The following is a 22,979-nucleotide window of genomic DNA, read 5'->3' on the forward strand; positions in this document are numbered from 1 at the left end:
AACATCTTCATGGCTGCACTGCGCAAATGGCTGTTCACGGGCCTGCTGGTCATCGTGCCCGGCGTCATCACCGCCTGGGTGCTGACCTGGATAGTGAGCACGCTCGATCAGACGCTGACCATCCTGCCCGGGGCCTGGCACCCGGATCGGTTGCTGGGCTTTCACATTCCCGGCTTTGGCGTGCTGCTCACGCTGGCCATCCTGCTCATCGTGGGCGCCTTTGCCAGCAACTTCGCCGGGCGCAAGCTGGTGTCGCTGGGCGACAGTCTGGTGACGCGCATACCGGTGGTGCGCTCCATCTACTCCAGCGTCAAGCAGGTGTCGGACACGCTGTTTTCCGAGAGCGGCAACGCCTTTCGCACCGCCGTGCTGGTGCAGTGGCCGCGCGATGGCGTGTGGACGGTGGCCTTCATCACCGGCCAGCCCAGCGGCGAGGTGGCAGGCTATCTGCGCGATGAATTCGTCAGTGTCTATGTGCCCACCACGCCCAACCCGACCAGCGGCTACTTCGTGCTCATGCGCAAGAGCGACTGCGTGGAGCTGGACATGAGCATTGACGCGGCGCTGAAATACATCGTCTCCATGGGTGTGGTGGCCCCGCCCGATCCGGTAGCGCTGGAAGCTGCGAAGTAAGACAAACCAAGGTTGCGCGCTCCCGGGTGCCCGTTCATCGGCGGCGCGCAGAAAGACAACCCAACACAAGCGCCCCACGAGGGCGCAGGAAGCTGAACCCATCATGGCCATGCGCTCTGAATACTGCGGTCTTGTGACCGAAGCCCTCCTGGGCCAAACCGTCAGCCTGTGCGGCTGGGTGAACCGCCGCCGCGACCATGGCGGCGTGATCTTCATCGACCTGCGCGACCGCGAAGGCTATGTACAGGTGGTCTGCGACCCGGATCGCGCCGAGATGTTCAAGGTGGCCGAGGATGTGCGCGGCGAGTTTTGCGTGCGCGTCGTGGGCCTGGTGCGCGCGCGTCCCGCCGGCACCACCAACGACAAGCTCAAAAGCGGCCAGATCGAGGTGCTGTGCCACGAGCTGACGGTGCTCAACGCCTCTGTCACGCCGCCCTTCCAGATGGACGACGACAACCTGTCGGAGACCACGCGCCTGACGCACCGCGTGATGGACCTGCGCCGCCCGGCCATGCAGAAGAATCTGATGCTGCGCTACAAAACGGCCATCCAGGTGCGCAACTACCTCGACAAGCTGGGCTTCATCGACATCGAAACTCCCATGCTGGGCAAGAGCACGCCCGAGGGCGCGCGCGACTACCTGGTCCCGAGCCGCGTGCACGACGGCCAGTTCTTCGCCCTGCCGCAGTCGCCCCAGCTGTACAAGCAGATGCTGATGGTGGCCGGCTACGACCGCTACTACCAGATCACCAAGTGCTTCCGCGACGAAGACCTGCGCGCCGACCGCCAGCCCGAGTTCACGCAGATCGACTGTGAGACTTCCTTCCTGGGCGAAGAAGAGATCCGCGCCATCTTCCAGCAGATGATCAAGGAAGTGTTCCAGACGCAGCTGAATGTCGATCTGGGCGAGTTCCCCATCATGGCCTACCAGGAGGCCATGGCACGTTTTGGCTCCGACAAGCCCGACCTGCGCGTCAAGCTTGAGTTCACCGAACTCACCGACGTGATGAGGGACGTGGACTTCAAGGTCTTCTCCGGCGCTGCCAACATGGTGGGCGGCCGCGTGGTGGCGCTGCGCGTGCCCCATGGTTCCGTCGAGAACGGCGGCATCAGCCGCGGCGAGATCGACCAGTACACCGAGTTCGTGAAGATCTACGGTGCCAAGGGCCTGGCCTACATCCGTGTGAATGAGCTGGCCAAGGGCCGTGATGGCCTGCAGTCGCCCATCGTCAAGAACATCCACGACGCCGCCCTGGCCGAGGTTCTCAAGCGCAGCGGCGCGCAGGACGGCGACCTGATCTTCTTCGGCGCCGACAAGGCAAAGATCGTCAATGACGCCATCGGCGCGCTGCGCCTGAAAATTGGCCACAGCGAATTCGGCAAGAAGCACGGCCTGTTCGAGGATCGATGGGCACCGCTGTGGGTGGTGGACTTCCCCATGTTCGAGCACGACGAGGAAGACAACCGCTGGGTGGCCGTGCACCACCCCTTCACCGCCCCCAAGGACGGTCACGAAGACCTGATGGACACCGACCCGGCCAAGTGCATCGCCAAGGCTTACGACATGGTGCTGAACGGCTGGGAGCTGGGCGGCGGCTCGGTGCGTATCCACCGCGCCGAGGTGCAGGCCAAGGTATTCGCCGCCCTGCATATCACCCCCGAGGATCAGCGCGCCAAGTTCGGCTACCTGCTCGACGCCCTGCAGTACGGCGCGCCCCCGCATGGCGGCCTGGCCTTTGGCCTGGATCGTTTGATCACGCTGATGACCGGCGCCGAATCCATCCGCGACGTGATCGCCTTCCCCAAGACCCAGCGTGCGCAGGATCTGCTGACCCAGGCGCCGTCGCCGGTGGATGAGAAGCAGCTGCGCGAGCTGCATATCCGCCTGCGTAACCCGGCGGTCGTAGGCTGAGCATTGCCGTGGGCCGTGTTGCCCGCCGGATCAAAAGGGCGCCTCAAACGGGCGCCCTTTTTGCATCATGGCGACCCGCCGAGCAGGGCCTCCTTGAGTTTCCAGTCGGCGGGGGCAGGGCCAAGCCAGATCGACATCAGGGCGCGGAAAAAAGCCGCATCCCTGGAAGGTTCGCCTTGCTGCCTGCCTTTGACCCAGATGCTCAGGCCCTTTGCAGGATCCCACTCGACGGAACACACGTCGCCGGGGGAGAACGATTGATGCAGTGCAAAATATTCACTGATCTTCACCATACCCGGGATGATCTGGGGAAATTCCTGCCGGCTGACGTTGTCTTCAATCCCTTGCGTCAACATCTTGCCAAAATCCGACGACTTGACCTCCCGCATAAACGTCATGCTGAGGCGCTTGGGGCCTGGGGCAGCAATCAGCTCATCGAGTGATTTGATTGGCTTGCTGGCGTAAAGGCTGCCGACATAAACCTTGAAAGGGCCTTTGAATCGGATTCCCGCGCCATTCAGCCGGAGCTCCGACCCGGCGACGATGGCCGTCTCCTGCACCTGCACGCCGGCAATCGCGACGGCCGACCAGGCCGGGGCTCCCCAGCACAGGGAGCCAAGTAGACAGAGGATTTGCAATGTTTTGCGCATGACTGACTCTGAAAAGAACGACTGTTCACTTATGAAACAAATTGTGCCGAATTCTATGGCAAGTACTTTCAGGGTTTGTACTGGGCGATTTGCCGCTGGAGGCGTGACAGCCCCACTGGTTGCGTGGCCGCTACTCCATTGGTGCTCCGTCCTTGGCGTGGCAGGCGAGTCGGTGCAGAGGCTGCGGCATCCGGCTGCATTTGTGCTGGCGCGCCTGCCGAGAGTGCCCTCCGGTGCGCCGACCCATGGTTTGGCAAGACTCCTGCAGGCCACGGCTGTTATCCACTGCGGGTGCTGAGGCGAACGATTCAGATTCGCCACCACAACCATGGCATACAAAATCCCCGAGTCGGTGTTGGTGGTCATCCACACCCCCGACCTGCAGGTGCTGCTGATCCGCCGCGCCGATGCGGCCGAGGATTTCTGGCAGTCCGTCACCGGCAGCAAGGACAGGCCGGATGAAGCCCTCACCACCACGGCCGCGCGCGAGGTGCGGGAGGAGACAGGCATTGACGCCGGCGCCCCCGGCTGCCGGCTGCGCGACTGGGGGCTGGAGAATGTTTACGCCATTTACCCGCAGTGGCAGCACCGCTACGCCCCTGGCGTGTGGCGGAACACCGAGCATGTCTTTGGCCTGCAGGTACCGCAGGGCACACCGGTGGTCTTGAATCCGCGCGAACATACGGCATATGCTTGGCTGAATTGGCGCGCGGCGGCGGATCGCTGTTTCTCGCCCTCGAATGCCGAGGCCATACTCTGGCTGCCCCGATTTGCTGCACGATGACTGCTTTTGCCATTTCAGAACTGCCTGCCGAGTATTCCGGCATCCTGCGCGTGGCCACCTACAACATCCACAAGGGTGTGCAGGGCCTGGGCCCTGCGCGCCGGCTGGAGATCCACAACCTGGGCCTGGCGGTGGAGCAGCTCGATGCCGACATCGTCTGCCTGCAGGAGGTGCGCCGGCTCAACCACAAAGAGGCGGCGTACTTTCGGCGCTGGCCGCGCGTGCCGCAGGCCGAGTACCTGGCGCCCGAAGGGTATGACGCGGTCTATCGCACCAATGCCTGGACACGCCATGGCGAGCATGGCAACGCGCTGCTGTCGCGCTGGCCGGTGATTGGCCATCAGCACGAAGATATTTCCGACCACCGCTTCGAGCAGCGCGGGCTGTTGCATGTCGAGGTGGAGGTGCAGGGCCGGCGCGTGCATGCCATCGTCGTGCACCTGGGGCTGATTCCGGGCAGCCGCGTGCGCCAGGTGGCCCAGCTGCAGCGCTTCATCGAGCGCGAAGTGCCCGCCGGCGCCCCGCTGGTCGTGGCCGGCGACTTCAACGACTGGGGCCTGCAGATCAAGCGCATGCTGGCGGGTTTTGGCCTGCACGAGTACGACGATGCGGCCCGCACCTTCACCTACCCGGCGCGCCTGCCCATCGTGCAGCTCGATCATGTCTATGTGCGTGGCCTCACGCCGCTGGGCCTGCAGGTACCGCGCGGACGCATCTGGTGGCGCATGTCGGACCACCTGCCGCTGATCGCCGAATTCCGGCTCTGACCGCACCCTATGGTCACCCCGACGCGCCCGACCAAGCCAGCCACAGACCACCAGATCCAGCTGCTCGAAGGGGCGCGGGAGTTCTTTCCGGCCCTGATCACCGAGATGGATGCGGCCCTGTCCGACATCCAGTTCGAGACCTATATCTTTGATTGCACCGGCACGGGCGCCGACGTGGCCGAGGCGCTGATGCGCGCCGCCGCGCGTGGCGTGCGCGTGCACCTGGTGGTCGATGGCGTGGGCACGGGCCGTCTGCCCGAGCCCTGGCGCACGCGATTGCGCTCGGCCGGCGTGCGCATCGAGGTGTATTCACCGCTGGGGCCGCTGGGCCTGCTGCTGCCCAGGCGCTGGCGGCGCCTGCACCGCAAGCTGTGCGTGATCGACGGCTGCGTGCTGTTCTGCGGTGGCATCAATGTGCTGGACGACTTTTACGACCCCAACCACGGGCCGTTGGCCGCGCCGCGCTTTGACTTTGCCGTGCGCGCCGTGGGCAGCCTGGTGCAGCATGCCAGCGACACCATGGAGCAGTTGTGGTGGCGCATGCGCGCTGTGAGTGATGTGCGCCACCGCCGCCTGTCGCTGGCGCTGGCCGACATGCGAGCGGCCAGCGCGGCGCGCCTGGCCATCAAGCGCGCACAAAGCCAGCGCCGCGGCATGCGTGCCGCCCTGCTGTTGCGCGACAACGTGTTGCACCGCACCAGCATAGAGCGCGCCTACCTGCGCGCCATCGCCCAGGCGCGGCGCGAGGTGATCATCGCCAACGCCTACTTCATGCCCGGCGGCAAGCTGCGCCGGGCCCTGATATTGGCCGCGCGCCGTGGCGTGCGCGTGCAGCTGCTGCTGCAGGGGCGCTACGAATATTTCATGCAATACCACGCCGCGCGCCCCGTCTACGGCGCGCTGCTGGCCGCGGGCGTGGAGATCTACGAATACGAGTCCAGCTTCCTGCACGCCAAGGTGGCCGTGGTGGACGCGCAGGGCCGGCGCGCCTGGGCCACGGTGGGTTCGAGCAACCTGGATCCGCTGTCGCTGCTGCTGGCGCGTGAGGCCAACGTGGTGGTGCGCGACGCGGCCTTTGCCCAGCAGCTGCATGCGCGCCTGGTGCGCGCGCGCGACGCGGGCGGGCGGCCGCTTGATCCGCACGAGTACGCGGCCCGCCCTTGGCGCGAGCGGGTGCTCGACCGCGTCGCCTTCGGCCTGATGCGCGCGGCGCTGTGGGTTACGGGCAATCGCTATTGAGCTATTGTTTACATAGCTGCCAGCGCTTGTTGGATAAGCGTTAGGGGCATAAATCAAGCATAAAACTGTGATCAGCATTCGCTGTTACCATGCCGCCATGTCTTCAGAACCTGTAGCACCCAGCAACGCCAGCACACCGGACGAGGGCCTGCCCGTTTCCGTCAAGATCCGCGAGCGCCTGGCCGCGGCGCGCCGGCGCTTTCATGCCAACGACAATATCGCCGAGTTCATACGGCCGGGCGAGCTCGAACAGCTGCTCGACGAGGTCGAGGCCAAGATGCAGGGCGTGCTCGACAGCATGGTCATAGACACGGCCGGTGACCACAACACGCAGAACACCGCGCGCCGCGTCGCCAAGATGTATTTGAACGAGGTCTTCAAGGGCCGCTACGTGCATCCGCCGGCGATCACCGAGTTTCCAAACGCCGAGCATTTGAACGAGCTGATGATCGTCGGCCCGATCACCGTGCGCAGCGCCTGCAGCCACCACTTCTGCCCCGTGATCGGCAAGATCTGGATCGGCGTGCTGCCCAACGAGCACACCAACGTCATCGGCCTGTCCAAGTACGCGCGCCTGGTGGACTGGGTCATGGGCCGGCCGCAGATCCAGGAGGAGGCCGTGGTGCAACTGGCCGACCTGATCATGGAGAAGACCCAGCCCGACGGCCTGGCCATCGTCATGGAGGCCAGCCACTTCTGCATGTCCTGGCGCGGCGTGCGCGAGATGGACAGCAAGATGCTCAACTCGGTGATGCGCGGCGTCTTCCTCACCAACTCCACGCTGCGCCGCGAATTTCTGGCGCTGATACCCGGAAGGAACTGACCATGCTGGTTCGCCTGCTCTACGTCAGCCGCGCGGTGGACACCTCGCCCGCGGCCATCGAGGCCATCCTCACGCAATCGCGCCAACACAACCCGGCCACCGGCATTACCGGCGTGCTGTGCTATGGCGGCGGCATCTTCCTGCAGGCCATAGAGGGCGGGCGCTCCGCGGTGAGCGAGCTCTACGGCCATATCCAGCGCGATGCGCGCCACAAGGACGTGGAGCTGCTGGCCTTCGAGGAAATCTGCGAGCGCCGATTCGGCGGCTGGACCATGGGCCATGTGAACCTGGCCAAGCTCAACCATTCCATCGTGCTCAAGTACTCCGAGAAGCCCGAGTTCGACCCCTATATGTCCTCGGGCAAGGTGTCGTTCGCGCTGCTCGAGGAGCTGATGGCCACGGCCAGCATCATCGGCCGGGCTTGAGGTGTGCAACCCCCTGAGCGGCTTGCGCCGCCTCCCCCTTCTCTCTACGCGCTGCGCGCTACGGGAAGGGGGACGCCGCCAGCGCGGCGGGGCGGCCCTTGCGCGGCGGCCCTGGCTCGGGTTGCGCCAGTTTCATGGGCCGCGGGCAGCGCACGGCATCATCTATAACTGAGACAAATCACATACTGAACGCCGCAGCCGGCCGCAAGGCGCTGCGGTTTCTTGCGTTTGCATGTCGCTCAACGCCTTTGCCCTGATCATCCTCGCCGGACTGATCCATGCCGTGTGGAACATCGCCGCCAAGAAGGCCGGTGGCGATGCGCGCTTTGCCTTCTTTACCGCCGTGCTGATGATGCTGGTCTGGGCGCCACTGGGCTGGTGGCTGGGGCGCTCGGCCGTGCCGCTGTGGGGCGCGCGCGAATGGGCCATCGTCGCCCTGAGCGGCGTGCTGCATGTGCTGTATTACGTGGTGCTGTTGCGCGGCTATCGCAAGGCCGATCTGACGGTGGTCTACCCGCTGGCGCGCGGCACCGGGCCGCTGGTGACGGCGCTGGTGGCCGTCACGCTGCTGGGCGAGCGGCTGTCGCTGACCGCCGTGCTGGGCATAGCCGGTGTGGTGGCCGGGGTGTTCCTGATTGCCGGCGGGCCCGGCCTGCTGCGCGCCGGGCGGGACGAGCAGGCGCGCCGGCTTGTCAGGAAGGGCATGCAGTACGGCGTGCTCACCGGCCTGTTCATCGCCAGCTACACGGTGGTCGATGGCTATGCGGTGAAGGTCATGCTGCTGTCTCCCATTCTGGTGGACTACATGGGTAACTTCGTGCGCGTGCTGGTGCTGGCGCCCGTGGCGCTGCGCAAACCCGCCGAGCTGGCGCCGCTGTGGGCCGCGCAGTGGCGCTTTGCGCTGCTGGTGGCCGCAGTTAGCCCCGTGGCTTATGTGCTGGTGCTGTTTGCCATGCAGAGCGCGCCCCTGTCCCATGTGGCGCCGGCGCGCGAGGTCTCCATGTTGTTCGCGGCCCTGCTGGGCGGCCATCTGCTGGGCGAGGGCGACCGCGCCGCGCGCATCGCCGGGGCGCTGCTGATTGCCTGCGGCGTGGTGGCGCTGGCGCTGGGTTGACCCGGGTTTACACCGGCCCGGTCAAGGCCAGATAGCTGCGCCTTGTCTCGGGCGAGACCGAGGCCAGCAGCTGGGCGTGTGGCGTCTGGTGGCGCGCCAGCATGCGCGCCGAGGCAACGGTCTTGGACTTGCAGAACCAGTGGCAGCTGTGCTGCATCAGCAGCAGCTCGGCCGTCATCGTGAAGGCGCGCTCGCGCGCTGCCAGATTGCCCTCGTTGCGCAGGGCGCGGCCCATGCCGGCGGCGTGGATGGCCAGCAGCTCGCGCATGTCGAACGTGGCGGCGGGCAACAGCTGGGTGGCAAAGGGCAGGCCCAGCGGCAGGCGGCTGACGCGCGCCAGTGCCGTGGGCACGCGGCGAAAGTCGTCCACGAAGCGCTCGAACTGCTCGACCAGCTGCGTCTCGCTCTCGGCCAGCAGGCTCAGCACCTGCTGGCGGCGCTCGTCGCCTTGCTCGCCCATGGCGCGCAGATAGCCCTGGGTGAGCTGCTCCATCAGGCGCTCGATCTGGTAGGGATGCAGGTGCCGGGCGAGCAGGGCGATGCGCCGGCGCTGCTGCTGGTGGTTGAGCACATAGGCGCCGGTGGCGCCCAGGGCCAGCAGAAGAAAGAAATCCATGGGCAAACTGAAGTGAAAGCGGGCGAAAGGGGGTGATTGTCGCCCGTCCGGTGTTGGCTGCCGTGGCAGGCGCAGCACAATGGCACCCATGCCTTCCATCGAAACCCTGATCGCCTTCTTTGGCGTGTCCGTGCTGCTGGCCCTCACCCCGGGGCCGGACAACATCTTCGTGCTGCTGCAGTCGGCGCAACGCGGCTGGCGTGCCGGCATGTGTGTGGTGTTGGGCCTGTGCCTGGGCCTGGTGGGGCACACGGCGGCCGTGGCCCTGGGGCTGGCGGCGGTGTTTGCAGCCTCCGGCATGGCGTTCACGGTGCTCAAGGTCGTGGGCGCGGCCTACCTGGCCTGGCTGGCCTGGGGCGCGCTGCGGGCGCCGGCCAGCGTGCACGAGGCGCCACCCGGCGGCGCTGCGGCGGCCGGCGGCAACGGCGGCGCCCTGCGCATGGTGGGGCGCGGCGTGGTGATGAACCTGACGAATCCCAAGGTGCTGGTGTTCTTCCTGGCCTTTCTGCCGCAGTTTGCCGACCCGGCGCAAGGCGGCATGGCGCGCCAGATCATGCTGCTGGGCCTGGTGTTCATGCTGGCGACGCTGCTGGTGTTTGGCGCCATTGCCTGCTTCTCGGGGGCGTTTGGCGCGCTGCTGCAGCGCTCGGCAAGGGCGCAGCGGCTGCTCAACCGTGTGGCCGGCCTGGTGTTTCTGGGCCTGGCGCTGCGGCTGGCCACGGCCCAGCGTTGATTCCTGATTTGATAGCTGTCAGCGCTTGATGGATAAGCGCTGTAGCCTGTTTTAATGCTCATTCTGGCGGCTGCGGCCAGGGCCGCTGCGGCCCGCGCAGTTGCTCGAAGGCGTGGGCGATCTGCAGCACGCCCAGGTCGTCAAAGCGCTGCCCGGCGATCTGCAGGCCTATGGGCAGGCCGGTGGCGCTGTAGCCGCAGTGGATGGAGGCGGCCGGCTGCTCCGACATGTTGAAGGGCACGGTGAAGGCGATGTGCTCCAGCGGCTGCAGCGGGTCGTTGGTGGGCGCGGGCAGCTCGGCGGCAAAGGCGGTGATGGGTGCCACGGGCGAGAGCACATAGTCGAACGGCGCGCAGGCGCGCACCGTGGCCAGGCGCGTGGCGTGGAACTGCGCGCCGGCCTCGAACACCTGCGCGCCATCGAAGGCAGCGGCGCTCTCGGCCCACTGGCGGATGAAGGGCAGCACCTTGTCCAGCTGCCCGGGCGCGAGCTGGCGCATATCGATGAGCGAGCGCATGCGCCAGAAATGGTCCATGCCGTCGAGCATCTGGCGCGTGAGAAAGGGGCGCATGGGCTCGACGATGGCGCCGGCCTGCTCGAACAGCCGGGCTGCGGCCGCCACGGCGGCGCGCACCTCGTCGTCCAGGCCCAGGCCGCAGCCGGCGTCCAGCAGCAGGCCCAGGCGCAGGCCGCGCAGGCGTTCCAGGCCGGGCGCCAGCCGCAGCCAATCGATGTCCTGCGGTGGCAGGCTCATGCTGTCGCGCGCGTCAGGCCTGCTCAGCACCTGCATCATCAGCGCCGCGTCCTGCACGGTGCGCGTCATCGGGCCGGCGGCGCGGCCGGTGTAGGGTGGGTCTATGGGGACGCGGCCCAGGCTGGGTTTCAGGCCAAAGATGCCGCACCAGCTGGCCGGCAGGCGGATGGAGCCGCCAATGTCGGTGCCCACATGCAGCGGGCCGTAGCCCGCGGCGGCGGCGGCGCCCGCGCCGGCGCTCGATCCGCCTGGGCCCTTGCTCAAATCCCAGGGGTTGCGCGCCAGCGCGTGAAAGCTCGACAGTCCCGAGGACAGCATGCCGTAGTCGGGCATGGTGGTCTTGGCGATCAGCACGGCCCCGGCTTCGCGCAGCCGCGCGGCGGGTGGGGCGTCGGCGCTGGCCGGCACCAGGGGCACGGCGGCCGTGCCCAGCGGCGTGGGGTCGCCGGCGGTGGCGATGTTGTCCTTGAGCGTGGCGGGCACGCCGTCCAGCAGGCCACAGGGCGCGCCGCGCAGCCAGCGTGCCTCGCTGGCGCGCGCCTGGGCCAGGGCGGCCTCGGGGCGCAGCAGCCAGGTGGCGGCCAGGTGCGGCTCCCAGCGGGTGATGTGCTCCAGCACATCACGCGCCACCTCCACGGGCGAGAACTGGCGTTGGCGGTAGCCGGCCAGCAGCTGGGCGGCGGACAGTTCGTGCAGCGCGCTCATGCCGGTCCTCATGCCCACGACAGCGCCGACAGGTCGTTGACGAAGACCGGCATGTCCTTCCACAGCCCGCGCAGGTTCTTGTTCGCCACCGTCACCCACTGCGGCTGGTACAGAAAGGCGTGCACCGCGTCCTCGGCCAGCAGGCGCTGGGCTTCGGCCAGCAGGCGTGCGCGGTCGGTGGCGCGCGCGGCGTTCTTGATCTGCTCGTACAGGGCGTTGAAGGGCACCGACTGGTAGCCCCAGTAGTAGTCGGGCTTGGCGTAGTTGCCCAGGTCGAAGGGCTCGACATGCGAGATCAGCGTCAGGTCGTAGTTCTTGCTGCCATAGGTGCCCGACAGCCACTGCGCCCATTCCACGTTCTGCAATTGGAGGTTGATGCCCACCCTGGCCAGCTGCGCGGCGATGACCTCGCCGCCCTGGCGCGCATAGGGCGCGGGCGGCAGGGTCATGGTGAGTGCCAAAGGCGTCTTCACGCCGGCTTCGACCAGCAGGCGCCTGGCCTTGTCTGGGTCGTAGGGGTTGATGCCCGTCGTGTCCACATAGCCGAAGGCGCCCGGCACATAGTGGCTGCCGATCGGAACGCCCAGGCCGTCGGCCGCGCCCTGGATGACGGCCTTGCGGTCTATGGCCGCGGCGATGGCGCTGCGCACGCGCCGGTCGCTCAAGGGCTTTCTCGCGTTGTTGATGGCCAGGATGGTCTTGGCGCGCGAGCCGCTGACGATGAGCTGAAAGCGCGGGTTGGCCTTGAACGGCGCCATGGCGCGCGGCGTGACGCGCGGGAAGGCATCCACGTCGCCGGCCAGCAGCGCCGCCACCTGGGCCGCCGGGTCGGGGATGAAGCGGAAGGTGGCGCGGCGCATCTTGATCTGCGCGGCCTGGCGCCACTCGCGCCAGGCGGTGAGCGTGAGCGAGGCGCCGCGGCGCCAGTCGGCCAGCTGGTAGGGGCCGGTGCCCACGGGCTTGGTGGAGTTGCTGTCGGCGCTCTTGGGCTCGACGATGATGGCCGTGGCCTGGCCCAGCAGGAACAGCAGGTCGGGCTCTATCTCCCGGTTGAGCAGCACCAGCGTGTGCTCGTCCACCACCTGGGTGGACAGGCCGGCGAACAGGCGCTTGTCCTTGTTGGTGCTCTTGTCGCCACCGGCGCGGTCGAAGGAGAACTTGACGGCCGCCGCGTTGCACGGCGCGCCGTTGTGAAAGCGGGCGTCACGGCGCAGGCGGAAGGTGTAGCTCTTCAGGTCGGGCGAGACCTCCCAGCTCTCGGCCAGCAGGGGCGCGACGCTGCCGTCGGGGCGGATCTTGGTCAGCGTCTCGTAGAGGTTGTAGAGCGTGACCTCGGCGATCGATGAGGCCGCGCCGGCCGTGGGATCGAGCCCCGGTGGCTCCAGCACCAGCGCCAGGGTGACGCTGTCCTTGCGGCCCTGGGCCAGTGCCGGCAGCGGCGTGGCCAGCGCGGCCAGGGCGCCGGAGGCGAGGGCGGTGCGGCGGGTGAACATGTGGGCAATCTCCTTGATTGAAGGGCGGCTCTTTGTACTACAGCAAGTCCATGCGCGGCACGGCCGCCACCAGGGCCTGGGTATAGGGGTGCCGCGGCTGGGTGAACAGCGCCTGGGGCGCGCCGCGCTCCACTACCTGGCCCTGGTACAGCACCAGCACTTCGTCGCACAGCTGCTGCACCACCGCCAGGTCGTGGCTGATCAGCAGATAGCTCACGCCATGGCGCTCCTGCAGATCCTGCAGCAAATTCAATACCTGGGCCTGCACCGAGACGTCGAGCGCGCTCACCGGCTCGTCGGCGACGATCAGGCGCGGGCGCGTGATCAGGGCGCGGGCGATGGCGATGCGCTGGCGCTGGCCGCCGGAAAATTCATGCGGGTACTTGTGCGCGTCGCCCGCGCGCAGGCCGACCTGGGCCAGCACCTCGGCGGCGCGCTCGCGCAGCTCGGCCTTTGTGGCGTTGGCCAGCGCCTGCAGCGGCTCGGTGACTATGGTCTCCACCGTCTGGCGCGGGTCCAGCGAGCCGTAGGGGTCCTGAAACACCATCTGCAGGTCGCGCCGCGCGGCACGCAGTTCGCACGCGGTCAGGCGGTGCAGGTCGCGGCCCAGCAGCTCCACGCTGCCGGCGCTGGGCGTGTCGAGCGCCATCACCAGCCGCGCCAGCGTGGACTTGCCCGAGCCCGACTCGCCCACCACGCCCAGGCTGCGCCCGGCGTGGATGTCAAGGCTCACGCCGCGCAGCGCGTGCACCTGGGGGCGCGGCCCTAGCAGACTGGTGCGCGGCAGCGGGTAGTCGCGCCGCAGGTCTTGCACGCGCAGCAGCGGACTATTTGAGTCATTTTGGCCTGTAGCGCGCGTGGATATTGCGCCAACAGCTATTGATTTTGTGGTGCTCATGGCTCCCCCAGGCGTATGCAGCGCGCCTCATGGCCCGCGCCCAGGGCCACGGCCGGGGGCAGGGCGGCGTGGCAAGCGTCCAGGGTGCGCGGGCAGCGCCCGGCAAACGGGCAGCCCGCGGGCAGGTCGGCCAGATCGGGCACGCTGCCGGCGATGGTCGGCAGGCGCTCGCCGGCCACGCGCGCCGTGCCCAGCCGGGGACGGGCGGCGAACAGGCCCTGGGTGTAGGGGTGGGCCATTGCGCCAAAAACGGCGCGCGTGGGGCCGGACTCGACGACGGTGCCGCCGTACATCACCAGCGTGCGCGCCACGCTCTGCGCGATCACGCCCAGGTCGTGCGAGATCAATATCAGTGCCATGCCGCGCTCGGCCACCAGGCCGGCGAGCAGCTCCAGGATCTGGCGCTGCACGGTCACGTCCAGCGCTGTCGTGGGCTCGTCGGCGATGAGTAGGTCGGGCCCGCAGGCCAGCGCCATGGCGATGGTGATGCGCTGGCGCTGCCCGCCCGAGAACTGGTGCGGGTAGGCGTCCAGGCGCTCGGCCGCCCGGGCAATGCCCACGCGCTCCAGCAGCTCCATGGCCTGGGTGCGCGCCTGCCTGGCCGACAGGCCCTGGTGCAGGCGCAGCGGCTCCGCCACCTGGCGGCCAATGCTGTGCACGGGGTTGAGCGCGCTCATCGGCTCCTGAAACACCATGGCCATGCGGTTGCCGCGCAGCTGGCACAGCGTCTTGTCGGGCATGGCCAGCAGCTCCTGGCCGTCAAAGCGGATGCTGCCCCGCACGCTGGCGCCATCGGGCAGCAGGCCCATCAGGGCCAGTGCGGTGAGGGATTTGCCGCAGCCCGATTCGCCTATCAGCCCCACGGTCTCGCCGCGCGCCAGCGTGAAACCCAGGTCATGCACGGCGCGCACCGCGCCGCGCTGTGTTTGCAGGGTGATGGCGAGGTTTTGCACCTCTAGCAGTGGTGTTGCGCTGGCCATCATCTTTGTCGCGCCAGGCGCGGGTCCAGCAGGTCGCGCAGGCCGTCGCCCAGCAGGTTCAGGCCGAGCACGGCCAGCGCAATCGCCACACCCGGCCACAAGGCCAGCAGCGGCGCCTGAAACATCAGCGTCTGGGCCTCGGCCAGCATGCGCCCCCAGGACGGCTGGGGCGGCTGCGTGCCCAGGCCCAGGTACGAAAGTGCCGCCTCGGCGAGGATGGCCAGCGCGAACTGGATCGTGGCCTGCACGATCAGCACCGAGGCGATGTTGGGCAGCACATGCTCGAGCGTGATGCGCCACGGCCCCTTGCCGCAGGCGCGCGCCGCCAATATGTAGTCGCGCGCCCAGACGGCCCGGGCCGAGGCGCGCGTGACGCGCGCGAACGTCGGTATGTAGAAGATGCCGATGGCGATGATGGCGTTGACGATGCCCGGGCCGAACACGGCCGTGAGCATGATGGCCAGCAGCAGGGCTGGAAAGGCAAAGGTGAAGTCTGCCAGGCGCATGATGGCCTCCTCCACCCAGCCGCCGCGCGCGGCCGACAGCAGGCCCAGCGCCGCGCCCAGTGACAGGCCTATGCCCACGGCGATCACGCCGACCAGGATGGAGCTGCGCGCGCCCACCAGCAGCAGCGAGGTGATGTCGCGGCCGTAGGCGTCGGTGCCCAGCCAGTGCGCGGCGCCGGGCGGCTGCAGGGTTGCGTCCATGGCCATGTCGTAGGGCGGCCAGGGCGTCCAGACCAGGGACAGGGCGGCGGCGGCCAGCAGCAGCGCCGTCAGCAGCGCGCCGATCACGAAGCTGCGCTGACGCAGCGCGCGGTGCCAGAAGCCGGGCAGGAGGGCGGTGCTCACAGTCCGTGAACCTTCACGCGCGGGTCTATGGCCGCGTAGAGCAGATCGACGACGAAGTTGACCAGCACCACCATGGCCGCCAGCAGCATCACGCAGTTGCGCACCACCACCAGGTCGCGGTTGGCAATCGACTGGAAGATCAGCCGCCCCAGGCCGGGCAGGTAGAACACGTTCTCGACCACGATGGTGCCGGCCAGCAGGTTGGCGAACTGCAGGCCCATCACCGTGACCACGGGGATCATGGCGTTGCGCAGCACATGGCGCCACAGGGCCGCGCGCCGGGACAGGCCCTTGGCGCGCGCGGTGCGCACGAAGTCCTCGCGCAGCACGTCGAGCACGGCCGAGCGCGTGATGCGCGCCAGGATCGCCGCCTGCACCACCGCCAGCGCCACGGCCGGCAGCAGCAGGGCCTGCAGCGCCGGCAGCACGCCGCCGCCGGCCTCTTCGGTCCAGCCCGGAAAGCCGCCGGCCGAGAACCACTGCAGCTGCACCGAGAACAGCAGGATCAGCAGGATGGCGAACCAGAAGTTGGGAATGGCAATGCCGATCTGCGCCAGGCCCATCACGCCCCAGTCGCCCAGGCGGCCGTGGCGCGCGGCCGCGTACAGGCCGGCGGCCAGGGCCAGGGCGCAGGTGATGGCCATGGCCAGCAGGGCCAGCGGAATGGTCAGCTGCAGGCGCTCGACGATGAGATCGAACACCGGCGCGCCGTAGGCGTGGCTCTCGCCCAGGCTGCCGGTCAGCAGGCCGGCGATCCACTGGCCGTAACGCGTGAGGGCCGGCTGATCCAGCCCCAGTTGCGCGGCCAGGGCGGCCACGGCCTCGGGCGCGGCGTCGGGGCCCAGCAGCACCTGGGCGGCGTTGCCGGGCAGCACCTCCAGCACCCAGAAGACCACGGCCGAGGCGCCCAACAGCGTGGCGATCAGGGTCAGCAGGCGTTGCAGGACGAACCAGGTCATATGATGGAAATGTGGCTGCAGGGCCCGTCTATCATGCGCTTGTAGCTATGAAAAACATAGTTAAACGGCGCCGTCGGGTGCGGCGGAGGGCCGGGGTGGCTTGGGGCGCGGCGGCTTGGTGGTGTGCACCAGCAGCGTGGCCTTGTCCATGTCGCCGGCCAGCATGGTGGGGTAGGCCTTGAGCGAATGGGCGATGCTGTCCTCGATCAGCTGGCGTTGATCGGGCGCGGGCTTTTTCAGCACCCAGTGGATCACCTCGCCCTTGACGCCCGGGTGGCCTATGCCGATGCGCAGGCGCCAGTAGTCGCTGCTGCCCAGCTGGGCGTGGATGTCGCGCAGGCCGTTGTGGCCGGCGTGGCTGCCGCCGCGCTTGAGCTTGGCCTGGCCGGGTGACAAGTCCAGCTCGTCATGGACGACGAGGATCTCCTCGGGCTGGATCTTGAAGAAGCGCGCCAGCGCCGCCACCGACTTGCCCGACAGGTTCATGAAGGTCTGCGGCTGCAGCAGCCAGACGCTGTGGCCGGCGATGCTGGTGCGCGCCATCAGGCCGTGGTAGGCGCGCTCGGGCACCAGCGTCAGCTTCAGCTCGCGCGCCAGTGCATCTATCCACCAAAAGCCGGCGTTGTGGCGCGTGGCCTCGTATTCCGGGCCAGGGTTGCCCAGGCCCACAAACAGTTTGATCATGGCTGCGATTATCTGGTGCCCACAAATGCCAACGGCCCACGCGAGGTGGGCCGTTGTGCAAGCCAGCCGCCTGCACTGCAGGCGGTGCGCAAGAAGTGATTACTTCTTGCCCTTCTTGGCGGGAGCCGCTGCCGGTGCGGCGGCGGCCGCTTCGACCACCACTTCGGGCAGCTTGATGGACACCAGGGCGGGGTTCTTGTTCGAGCCACGCACCACCAGCTGCACGCCATGGGGCACCTTCAGCGATTGCAGGCCCAGAACCGACTTGGAGGTCAGAGCGCTCAGGTCCACGGTCAGGAACTCGGGCAGCTGCGAGGGCATGCACATCACGTCCACTTCGTGGATCAACTGGGTGACGGTGCAGCCTTCAACCTTCACGGCCTGCGAGCCTTCCAGGCCTTCGTAGTGCAGCGGCACCTTCAGGTGCACGCGGGTCTTCTCGTCCACGCGCTGGAAGTCCACATGCAGCACCTGCTGCTTGAAGGGGTGGTACTGCACGTCACGCAGCAGCACCTTGCTGGTCTGGCCGTTGAGTTCCATGTCCAGGATGCTGGAGTGGAAGGCTTCCTTCTTCAGGGCGTGCCACAGGGCGTTGTGATCGATCTCGATCATCTGGGGTTCGGCGGCGCCACCGTAGACGATGCCGGGGGCCTTGCCGGAAATGCGCAGACGGCGGCTCGCACCCGTACCTTGCTTGGCGCGCTCAAAAGCGACGAATTGCATGTTGCTAACTCCTGATGGGGCCAGCCGCGACCAGCGGGCCCACTGTTGAAAAAGACCCCATGCCCGACGGACATGAGGCCTGCTTGGTGTTCCCGGATCAGTCCGAGAACAGGCTCGATACCGACTCGCCCGTGGAAATGCGCTGAATCGTCTCGGCGATCAGCGGCGCCACGGAGAGCTGGCGAATCTTGCTGCACCCCTTGGCGTTGTCGCTCAAGGGGATGGTGTTGGTGACGACCACCTCGTCCAGCGCCGCGCCGTTGGTGATGCGATCGATGGCCGGGCCGGAGAAGATGGGGTGCGTGCAATAGGCGTACACGTTGTTGGCGCCGCGTTCCTTGAGCACCTCGGCCGCTTTCACCAGCGTGCCGGCGGTGTCGATCATGTCGTCCATGATCACGCAGTTGCGGCCTTCGATGTCGCCGATGACATGCATGACCTCGGACACATTCGCCTTGGGGCGGCGCTTGTCGATGATGGCCAGGTCGCAGCCAAGCTGCTTGGCCAGCGCGCGCGCGCGCACCACGCCACCGACGTCGGGGCTGACGACCATCAGGTTCTCGTACTTCTTCTGGTTCAGGTCGCCCAGCAGCACCGGCGAGGCGTAGATGTTGTCCACGGGAATGTCGAAGAAACCCTGGATCTGGTCGGCGTGCAAGTCCATGGTCAGCACCCGGGCCACGCCCACGGCCTGCAGCATGTTGGCCACCACCTTGGCCGAGATGGGCACGCGCGTGGAGCGCGGACGGCGGTCCTGGCGGGCATAGCCAAAATAGGGAATCACGGCGGTGATGCGTTCGGCCGAGGCGCGCTTGAGCGCATCGACCATGATCAGCAGCTCCATCAGGTTTTCGTTGGTCGGCGCGCAGGTCGGCTGGACCACGAAAACATCGCGTGCGCGCACGCTTTGCTTGATCTCGACCGTGACCTCACCGTCGGAAAAACGCCCGACATCGACAGCACCCAATGTGGTGCCGAGGTGCTTGGCGATTTCGGCGGCCAAAGCGGAATTGGCGTTGCCCGTGAACACCACGAAATCTTGGGAGTTGGTTTGCATGAGTGACTCAGCAGTCTGAATGAATATCCAGCGCGGGCAATGGGTTTTGGCAGGGGAGGAAGGATTCGAACCCTCGCATGCCGGAATCAAAATCCGGTGCCTTAACCGACTTGGCTACTCCCCTACACAGGTCGATTGCCGTGGGGCAATCAACCCTTGATCTCTCCATCTGAAGCCCATTCCGTCAACGGATGAAGCCGCATATTATTGCACATTTTGACTTGCCATGTTGGCGGCGCGTCCTGCAAATCAACCGACTGTGCAATTGGTGCAAACACCGCGCTTCCAGAACCGGTCATGCGCCCTTGTAAGCCCTTGGATGCCAGCCAGTCAATGGCCTGGCCAATCTCGGGGCACAGAGTTTGCGCTACCGGCTGCAAGGCGTTGCTACCAAACTGGTAGTGTGCTGCAGCAAAGCCTTGAATTGTAGCAGAAGCGCAATCGCGTTTTAGCAGTGGATGCGAAAAAATGGCCTTGGTCTCCAGCCCGGCCGCGGGCTTGACGACTGCGAAGCGCGCGCCTGGCAAGGCGTGCTCCAGTTCAAGGGGGGCAATGATGTCGCCTATACCCTCCACCCAGGCGTTGCCGCCGCACAGAAAGAAGGGCACGTCCGCGCCCAGCGTCAGGCCTATGGCCTGCAACTGGCTGCGCGGCAGTTGCAGCTTCCACAGGCGGTTGAGTGCCAGCAGCGTGCTGGCCGCGTCCGACGAGCCGCCGCCCAGCCCGGCCTGGGCCGGCACGCGTTTGTGCACGCCGATATGCGCGCCCAGGCGGCAGCCGGTGGCAGCCTGTAGCGCGCGTGCCGCGCGCAGCACCAAGTCGTCAGGCGGCAGGGGTTGTGTGAGGTCCTCGCGCGTGACGCCGCCGTCCTGGCGCAAATCGAAATGCAGGGTGTCGCACCAGTCGATGAGCATGAACACCGATTGCAGCAGGTGATAGCCATCGGGCCGCCTGCCGGTGATGTGCAGAAACAGATTCAGCTTGGCCGGTGCCGGCACGTCGTACAGGGCTTGCATGCGGAGGGCAGGTGTTCAAAGACTCAGGATCACGCGCAGCACGGCCTGCGGCGCGGGCTGGTGGCGCGTGGCGGTCAGGCGGCCCTTGTCCAGTGCGCTCAAGTCCGCCTGCCAGCCGGCAGCCTGCACTGGTTCGCCCTTGAGCCAGCCAAACAGCGCGGCGATGGGCAGTTCGCTGCCCGTCAGCGCCTGCACCAGGGTCTGCAGCGAGGCGGATTGCCGTTGCTCGCCGCCATTGTTGAGAATGGCGCGACCAGGCGTCCATTGCAGCTCGGCGATGATGTTGCCCAGCGGGTTGAACAGGGTCAGCGCTCCCGCATCGGGACTGCCCTGGAGTTCAAAGCCGGCGCTGAATGACTGTGCGCTGGCGTCCTCGATCTGCAGGGCCAGGCGCCCGCTCCAGTGGTCGGCCGCGCCGCTGGCAGGGCGGGGCGGCTGGGCGCAGGCGCCGAGCAGTGCGGCGCCCAGTGCGGCGAGCAGCAGCCGGCCGCGTTGCGGGCGTTCGCTGACGGCTCCTGGCAAGGTCAAGGCTGCGCTCCCAGGCGCTTGAGCGTGTCCTTGAGCGTGCTGTTGTCCTGGTTGATGCGCAGACCCTCGCGCCAGATGGCCAGGGCGCGCTCGCGCTGGCCCAGGCTCCACAGCACCTCGCCCAGGTGGGCGGCGATCTCCACGTCCTGCTGTCTCTTGAAGGCGCGCTCCAGAATGGCCAGCGCCTCCTTGCGGTTGCCCAGGCGAAACTCCACCCAGCCCAGGCTGTCGGTGATGAAGGGATCTTCGGGTGCGTATTCCAGGGCCTTCATGATCAGCGTCCTGGCTTCCTGCAGTCGCACGCCGCGATCGGCAAGCGAAAACCCAAGGGCGTTGAGTGCATGGTGGTAGTCCGGCTTGCGCGCGATGATGCTGCGCAGCAGCCGCTCCATCTCCTGGGGCTTGCCGGCCTTGTCGGCCAGCATGGCCTGGTCATAAACCAGGTCGTTGTCCTGCGGCGCCATGGCCACAACCTTGGCCTGCAGTTCATAGGCCTGCTGGTACTCGCCCACTTCGCGCAGCAGCTGCACCTCGGCCTGCAGCTTCAGGCGCTCGTCGTCGGCGCCCTTGGCGGGCGTGGCGCGGATCAGGGCGCGCGCCTCGGCCAGGCGGCCCTGGCGCGCCAGCAGCGTGGCGCGCCGGCCCTGCACGGGCAGGCGCTCGGCCGCATCCTCGATGCGGTTCAGCCAGCTTTCGGCAAGCGCAAAGTTGCCGCGCTTTTCGGCGATCTGGGCCTGCAGCAGGTAGGACTGGGTCAGGGCGTGTTTGCGTTGCTCGCTGGCTGGCAGCCCGTCCTGCAGCCTGGTGAACTGCTGCACGGCAGACTCGGCCTCGGCCAGGCGGCCGGTCTGCAGATCCAGCGTGGCCTGGATGAGCCAGGCCTCGGCCATGTCGGGATGCTCGCGCGTGACGGCCTGGACCTGGGCCTGGGCGTCGCTCAGGCGCTGCGACTCGAGCAGCATGCGCGCATAGGCCAGGCGCACCTCGGGCAGGGGTTTGCCTGTCAGGTAGCGCGACAGCAGGGGCTCGGCCTCTGCGACGCCGGCCTCCATCAGCTGCAGCGCCAGCATGGCCGCGCCTTCGTCGTTGGCGTCCAGTGCCAGCGCATTGCCGGTGGCCTCCAGTGTGCGGGCCTTGTCATCCGCGGCGAAATACATGCGCCCGATGGCGACCCAGGCGGCCGGCCCGGCGGCTGGATGACTCAGCTCGTCCTCCAGGGCCTGGCGCACCACGCGTGCGGCCAGCGCCTTGTCGCTGGCGCGCGCATACAGCAGGGGCAGGGCGCGGATGTTGGCGATCCGGTCGCGCGTCGGGGCGTTGGCCAGCTCCTGGCGCAATGGCGCGGCACTTTCGCCTATGCGGTTGAGTGCCACCAGGATGCGCAGCAGGTAGCGATTGGCCTCGCGCGACTGCGGCAGCGCCTGTTGCCAGGCACGGGCCGCGGCCAGGGCAGATTCGCCCGAGCGTGCCTGCAGCGCGATCTCGGTGGCGCGGCGGTACAGCCGGCCATCGCGGCTGCGCCGGGCAGCGTCCAGTATCAGGTTGTAGCCCGTGCCGGGGTCGCCCGAGCTGGCCGTCATCTCACCGAGCAGCAGCTCGTAAAACAGCTCTGCCGTGAGGGCGGCGTTGGCGTCGTCGCTGTCCTCTTCTTCGGATTCTGGCGTGGCGTGGGCCTGGGTCTGGGCCAGTGCCGGCCATGTGGCTGCCGCGGTCGCAAGAACGAAGGCGGCAAACCTGAAACGCTGTAGTAGCTCCATCGGCCCATAATAATCCATGGGTCTGGGACTTTTTTGAACGCCAACAAGCATGCCTGAGCTACCCGAGGTCGAGGTCACAAGGCGCAGTTTTGCCGACGCGATTGCGGGGGCAACGATAGCTGCGCTGGTGTTGGGCAAGCCGCTGCGCTGGCCCCTGGGGGTGGAGCCGCAGGCCCTGGTGGGGCAGCGCGTTGTGGCGGTGCGCCGGCGCGGCAAGTATCTGCTGCTGGATCTGCAGGACGGGCTGTTGCTGATCCACCTGGGCATGTCGGGCAGCCTGCGCTTTGCAAGCGGCCTGCCGCAGCGGGGGCCGCACGACCATTTCGACATGGAGACCGATCGCGGCACCCTGCGGCTGCATGACCCGCGCCGCTTTGGCGCGGTGGTCTGGGCCGCGAGCGAAGAGCATCCGCATGCGCGCAAGCTGCTCGCGGGCCTGGGAGTGGAGCCCCTGGGCGAAGACTTTGACTTCGCCGCCTTTCATGCCGGGCTGCGTGCCAGCCGCATGCCCATCAAGCAGCTGCTGCTGGCGGGCAGGCTGGTCGTGGGGGTGGGCAATATCTATACGTCGGAGGTGCTGTTCCTGGCCGGCATCCGGCCGACGACGCGCGCCAGCAGCATAGGGCCGCAGCGCGCGCGGCGCCTGCATGGCGCCATTCGCGAGGTGCTGGCGCAGGCCGTGCAGCTGGGCGGCAGCACGCTGCGGGATTTTTCCAGCGCCGACGGCAGCGCCGGGCATTTCCAGCTGCAGGCCCATGTCTACGGGCGCGAAGGCCAGCCGTGCAGGCTGTGCGCAACCCCTGTGCGCATGTTGCGCCAGGGTCAGCGCAGCAGCTATTTTTGCCCGCGTTGCCAGCGTCCTTAAGGCGTCGCCAACA

General features: G+C 67.5%; 24 protein-coding genes and 1 tRNA gene. 10 read left to right on the forward strand and 15 right to left on the reverse strand.

Annotated features, from left to right (window positions below; all coding sequences use genetic code 11):
- The first annotated feature begins 9 nt into the window (after positions 1-9).
- Both P4826_RS17315 and aspS read left to right on the forward strand, forming a co-directional pair.
- Positions 10-633 carry a DUF502 domain-containing protein gene (locus P4826_RS17315; RefSeq protein ID WP_317701594.1) on the forward strand — a complete coding sequence of 208 codons (624 nt, stop codon included), beginning with the start codon at positions 10-12 and terminating at the stop codon, positions 631-633.
- A gap of 103 nt (positions 634-736) precedes the next feature.
- On the forward strand, positions 737-2,545 hold the full coding sequence (gene aspS / locus P4826_RS17320) for an aspartate--tRNA ligase (protein WP_317701595.1): 1,809 nt from the start codon (positions 737-739) through the stop codon (positions 2,543-2,545).
- Between the two features lie 65 nt (positions 2,546-2,610).
- On the opposite strand, the gene P4826_RS17325 is transcribed toward aspS, so the two are convergent.
- Positions 2,611-3,195: a chalcone isomerase family protein gene (locus tag P4826_RS17325; protein WP_317701596.1), complete on the reverse strand. Its 585-nt coding sequence runs from the start codon at positions 3,193-3,195 to the stop codon at positions 2,611-2,613.
- A 328-nt stretch (positions 3,196-3,523) separates the two neighbouring features.
- Here P4826_RS17325 and nudB point away from each other — a divergent pair, with 328 nt between their 5' ends.
- From nudB to P4826_RS17355, 6 genes are all read left to right on the forward strand, one after another.
- Positions 3,524-3,979: a dihydroneopterin triphosphate diphosphatase gene (nudB, locus tag P4826_RS17330; protein WP_317701597.1), complete on the forward strand. Its 456-nt coding sequence runs from the start codon at positions 3,524-3,526 to the stop codon at positions 3,977-3,979.
- Positions 3,976-4,746, forward strand: coding sequence for an endonuclease/exonuclease/phosphatase family protein (locus tag P4826_RS17335; RefSeq protein ID WP_317701598.1), 771 nt, complete (start codon positions 3,976-3,978; stop codon positions 4,744-4,746). The genes nudB and P4826_RS17335 overlap by 4 nt, the downstream gene beginning before the upstream one ends.
- 9 nt (positions 4,747-4,755) lie before the next feature.
- Positions 4,756-5,985 carry a cardiolipin synthase ClsB gene (gene clsB, locus P4826_RS17340; protein ID WP_317701599.1) on the forward strand — a complete coding sequence of 410 codons (1,230 nt, stop codon included), beginning with the start codon at positions 4,756-4,758 and terminating at the stop codon, positions 5,983-5,985.
- Between the two features lie 97 nt (positions 5,986-6,082).
- Positions 6,083-6,808, forward strand: coding sequence for a GTP cyclohydrolase I (gene folE / locus P4826_RS17345; protein WP_317701600.1), 726 nt, complete (start codon positions 6,083-6,085; stop codon positions 6,806-6,808).
- A gap of 2 nt (positions 6,809-6,810) precedes the next feature.
- A complete protein-coding gene (locus P4826_RS17350; RefSeq protein WP_317701601.1) occupies positions 6,811-7,233 on the forward strand; it encodes a BLUF domain-containing protein in 423 nt (140 codons plus the stop codon).
- A gap of 232 nt (positions 7,234-7,465) precedes the next feature.
- Entirely contained in the window at positions 7,466-8,347 is an 882-nt protein-coding gene (locus P4826_RS17355; protein ID WP_317701602.1) for an EamA family transporter, read from the forward strand.
- A gap of 7 nt (positions 8,348-8,354) precedes the next feature.
- On the opposite strand, the gene P4826_RS17360 is transcribed toward P4826_RS17355, so the two are convergent.
- The gene (locus P4826_RS17360; protein ID WP_317701603.1) at positions 8,355-8,963 is read right to left on the reverse strand and encodes a hypothetical protein; all 609 of its coding nucleotides are present in this window, start codon (positions 8,961-8,963) and stop codon (positions 8,355-8,357) included.
- Positions 8,964-9,051: 88 nt separating this feature from the next.
- Here P4826_RS17360 and P4826_RS17365 point away from each other — a divergent pair, with 88 nt between their 5' ends.
- Positions 9,052-9,696 (forward strand): LysE family translocator, encoded by a 645-nt coding sequence (locus P4826_RS17365; protein WP_317701604.1) that lies wholly within the window; start codon positions 9,052-9,054, stop codon positions 9,694-9,696.
- Positions 9,697-9,754: 58 nt separating this feature from the next.
- On the opposite strand, the gene P4826_RS17370 is transcribed toward P4826_RS17365, so the two are convergent.
- From P4826_RS17370 to P4826_RS17430, 13 genes are all read right to left on the reverse strand, one after another.
- Positions 9,755-11,155 carry an amidase gene (locus P4826_RS17370; protein ID WP_317701605.1) on the reverse strand — a complete coding sequence of 467 codons (1,401 nt, stop codon included), beginning with the start codon at positions 11,153-11,155 and terminating at the stop codon, positions 9,755-9,757.
- An 8-nt stretch (positions 11,156-11,163) separates the two neighbouring features.
- Positions 11,164-12,648 (reverse strand): ABC transporter substrate-binding protein, encoded by a 1,485-nt coding sequence (locus tag P4826_RS17375; RefSeq protein WP_317701606.1) that lies wholly within the window; start codon positions 12,646-12,648, stop codon positions 11,164-11,166.
- A 37-nt stretch (positions 12,649-12,685) separates the two neighbouring features.
- Positions 12,686-13,546: an ATP-binding cassette domain-containing protein gene (locus tag P4826_RS17380; protein WP_317701607.1), complete on the reverse strand. Its 861-nt coding sequence runs from the start codon at positions 13,544-13,546 to the stop codon at positions 12,686-12,688.
- On the reverse strand, positions 13,543-14,529 hold the full coding sequence (locus P4826_RS17385; protein WP_317701608.1) for an ABC transporter ATP-binding protein: 987 nt from the start codon (positions 14,527-14,529) through the stop codon (positions 13,543-13,545). The genes P4826_RS17380 and P4826_RS17385 overlap by 4 nt, the downstream gene beginning before the upstream one ends.
- The gene (locus tag P4826_RS17390) at positions 14,526-15,377 is read right to left on the reverse strand and encodes an ABC transporter permease (protein ID WP_317701609.1); all 852 of its coding nucleotides are present in this window, start codon (positions 15,375-15,377) and stop codon (positions 14,526-14,528) included. Before P4826_RS17390 ends, P4826_RS17385 begins: the two co-directional genes overlap by 4 nt.
- Positions 15,374-16,336, reverse strand: a complete 963-nt coding sequence (locus P4826_RS17395; RefSeq protein ID WP_317701610.1) for an ABC transporter permease — start codon at positions 16,334-16,336, stop codon at positions 15,374-15,376. Before P4826_RS17395 ends, P4826_RS17390 begins: the two co-directional genes overlap by 4 nt.
- 60 nt (positions 16,337-16,396) lie before the next feature.
- Complete coding sequence (gene pth / locus P4826_RS17400) at positions 16,397-17,020, reverse strand: aminoacyl-tRNA hydrolase (RefSeq protein WP_317701611.1); 624 nt, start codon at positions 17,018-17,020, stop codon at positions 16,397-16,399.
- Between the two features lie 99 nt (positions 17,021-17,119).
- Positions 17,120-17,743 (reverse strand): 50S ribosomal protein L25/general stress protein Ctc, encoded by a 624-nt coding sequence (locus tag P4826_RS17405; RefSeq protein WP_317701612.1) that lies wholly within the window; start codon positions 17,741-17,743, stop codon positions 17,120-17,122.
- 97 nt (positions 17,744-17,840) lie between these two features.
- Entirely contained in the window at positions 17,841-18,800 is a 960-nt protein-coding gene (locus tag P4826_RS17410; RefSeq protein WP_317701613.1) for a ribose-phosphate pyrophosphokinase, read from the reverse strand.
- Between the two features lie 47 nt (positions 18,801-18,847).
- Positions 18,848-18,924 (reverse strand) — tRNA-Gln (locus P4826_RS17415).
- Between the two features lie 25 nt (positions 18,925-18,949).
- Positions 18,950-19,816, reverse strand: a complete 867-nt coding sequence (ispE, locus tag P4826_RS17420) for a 4-(cytidine 5'-diphospho)-2-C-methyl-D-erythritol kinase (protein WP_317701614.1) — start codon at positions 19,814-19,816, stop codon at positions 18,950-18,952.
- 15 nt (positions 19,817-19,831) lie between these two features.
- Complete coding sequence (locus tag P4826_RS17425) at positions 19,832-20,338, reverse strand: outer membrane lipoprotein LolB (protein WP_317703789.1); 507 nt, start codon at positions 20,336-20,338, stop codon at positions 19,832-19,834.
- A gap of 2 nt (positions 20,339-20,340) precedes the next feature.
- Positions 20,341-22,119: a tetratricopeptide repeat protein gene (locus tag P4826_RS17430; RefSeq protein WP_317701615.1), complete on the reverse strand. Its 1,779-nt coding sequence runs from the start codon at positions 22,117-22,119 to the stop codon at positions 20,341-20,343.
- Positions 22,120-22,150: 31 nt separating this feature from the next.
- Here P4826_RS17430 and mutM point away from each other — a divergent pair, with 31 nt between their 5' ends.
- Positions 22,151-22,966 carry a bifunctional DNA-formamidopyrimidine glycosylase/DNA-(apurinic or apyrimidinic site) lyase gene (gene mutM / locus P4826_RS17435; RefSeq protein WP_317701616.1) on the forward strand — a complete coding sequence of 272 codons (816 nt, stop codon included), beginning with the start codon at positions 22,151-22,153 and terminating at the stop codon, positions 22,964-22,966.
- Positions 22,967-22,979: the final 13 nt, after the last annotated feature.

The organism is Diaphorobacter limosus, from assembly GCF_033100095.1.
In the GTDB taxonomy this organism is placed as follows: Bacteria; Pseudomonadota; Gammaproteobacteria; order Burkholderiales; family Burkholderiaceae_C; genus Alicycliphilus; species Alicycliphilus limosus.

Excerpts from the sequence above, each read along its gene's own strand:
- P4826_RS17395 (WP_317701610.1), bottom strand. The coding sequence starts at position 16,336 with ATGACCTGGTTCGTCCTGCAACGCCTGCTGACCCTGATCGCCACGCTG.
- ispE (WP_317701614.1), bottom strand. The coding sequence starts at position 19,816 with ATGCAAGCCCTGTACGACGTGCCGGCACCGGCCAAGCTGAATCTGTTT.
- mutM (WP_317701616.1), top strand. The coding sequence starts at position 22,151 with ATGCCTGAGCTACCCGAGGTCGAGGTCACAAGGCGCAGTTTTGCCGAC.
- folE (WP_317701600.1), top strand. The coding sequence starts at position 6,083 with ATGTCTTCAGAACCTGTAGCACCCAGCAACGCCAGCACACCGGACGAG.
- P4826_RS17355 (WP_317701602.1), top strand. The coding sequence starts at position 7,466 with ATGTCGCTCAACGCCTTTGCCCTGATCATCCTCGCCGGACTGATCCAT.
- nudB (WP_317701597.1), top strand. The coding sequence starts at position 3,524 with ATGGCATACAAAATCCCCGAGTCGGTGTTGGTGGTCATCCACACCCCC.
- P4826_RS17335 (WP_317701598.1), top strand. The coding sequence starts at position 3,976 with ATGACTGCTTTTGCCATTTCAGAACTGCCTGCCGAGTATTCCGGCATC.
- P4826_RS17360 (WP_317701603.1), bottom strand. The coding sequence starts at position 8,963 with ATGGATTTCTTTCTTCTGCTGGCCCTGGGCGCCACCGGCGCCTATGTG.
- pth (WP_317701611.1), bottom strand. The coding sequence starts at position 17,020 with ATGATCAAACTGTTTGTGGGCCTGGGCAACCCTGGCCCGGAATACGAG.
- P4826_RS17315 (WP_317701594.1), top strand. The coding sequence starts at position 10 with ATGGCTGCACTGCGCAAATGGCTGTTCACGGGCCTGCTGGTCATCGTG.
- P4826_RS17430 (WP_317701615.1), bottom strand. The coding sequence starts at position 22,119 with ATGGATTATTATGGGCCGATGGAGCTACTACAGCGTTTCAGGTTTGCC.
- clsB (WP_317701599.1), top strand. The coding sequence starts at position 4,756 with ATGGTCACCCCGACGCGCCCGACCAAGCCAGCCACAGACCACCAGATC.
- P4826_RS17370 (WP_317701605.1), bottom strand. The coding sequence starts at position 11,155 with ATGAGCGCGCTGCACGAACTGTCCGCCGCCCAGCTGCTGGCCGGCTAC.
- P4826_RS17410 (WP_317701613.1), bottom strand. The coding sequence starts at position 18,800 with ATGCAAACCAACTCCCAAGATTTCGTGGTGTTCACGGGCAACGCCAAT.
- aspS (WP_317701595.1), top strand. The coding sequence starts at position 737 with ATGGCCATGCGCTCTGAATACTGCGGTCTTGTGACCGAAGCCCTCCTG.
- P4826_RS17405 (WP_317701612.1), bottom strand. The coding sequence starts at position 17,743 with ATGCAATTCGTCGCTTTTGAGCGCGCCAAGCAAGGTACGGGTGCGAGC.
- P4826_RS17385 (WP_317701608.1), bottom strand. The coding sequence starts at position 14,529 with ATGATGGCCAGCGCAACACCACTGCTAGAGGTGCAAAACCTCGCCATC.
- P4826_RS17365 (WP_317701604.1), top strand. The coding sequence starts at position 9,052 with ATGCCTTCCATCGAAACCCTGATCGCCTTCTTTGGCGTGTCCGTGCTG.
- P4826_RS17375 (WP_317701606.1), bottom strand. The coding sequence starts at position 12,648 with ATGTTCACCCGCCGCACCGCCCTCGCCTCCGGCGCCCTGGCCGCGCTG.
- P4826_RS17325 (WP_317701596.1), bottom strand. The coding sequence starts at position 3,195 with ATGCGCAAAACATTGCAAATCCTCTGTCTACTTGGCTCCCTGTGCTGG.
- P4826_RS17380 (WP_317701607.1), bottom strand. The coding sequence starts at position 13,546 with ATGAGCACCACAAAATCAATAGCTGTTGGCGCAATATCCACGCGCGCT.
- P4826_RS17350 (WP_317701601.1), top strand. The coding sequence starts at position 6,811 with ATGCTGGTTCGCCTGCTCTACGTCAGCCGCGCGGTGGACACCTCGCCC.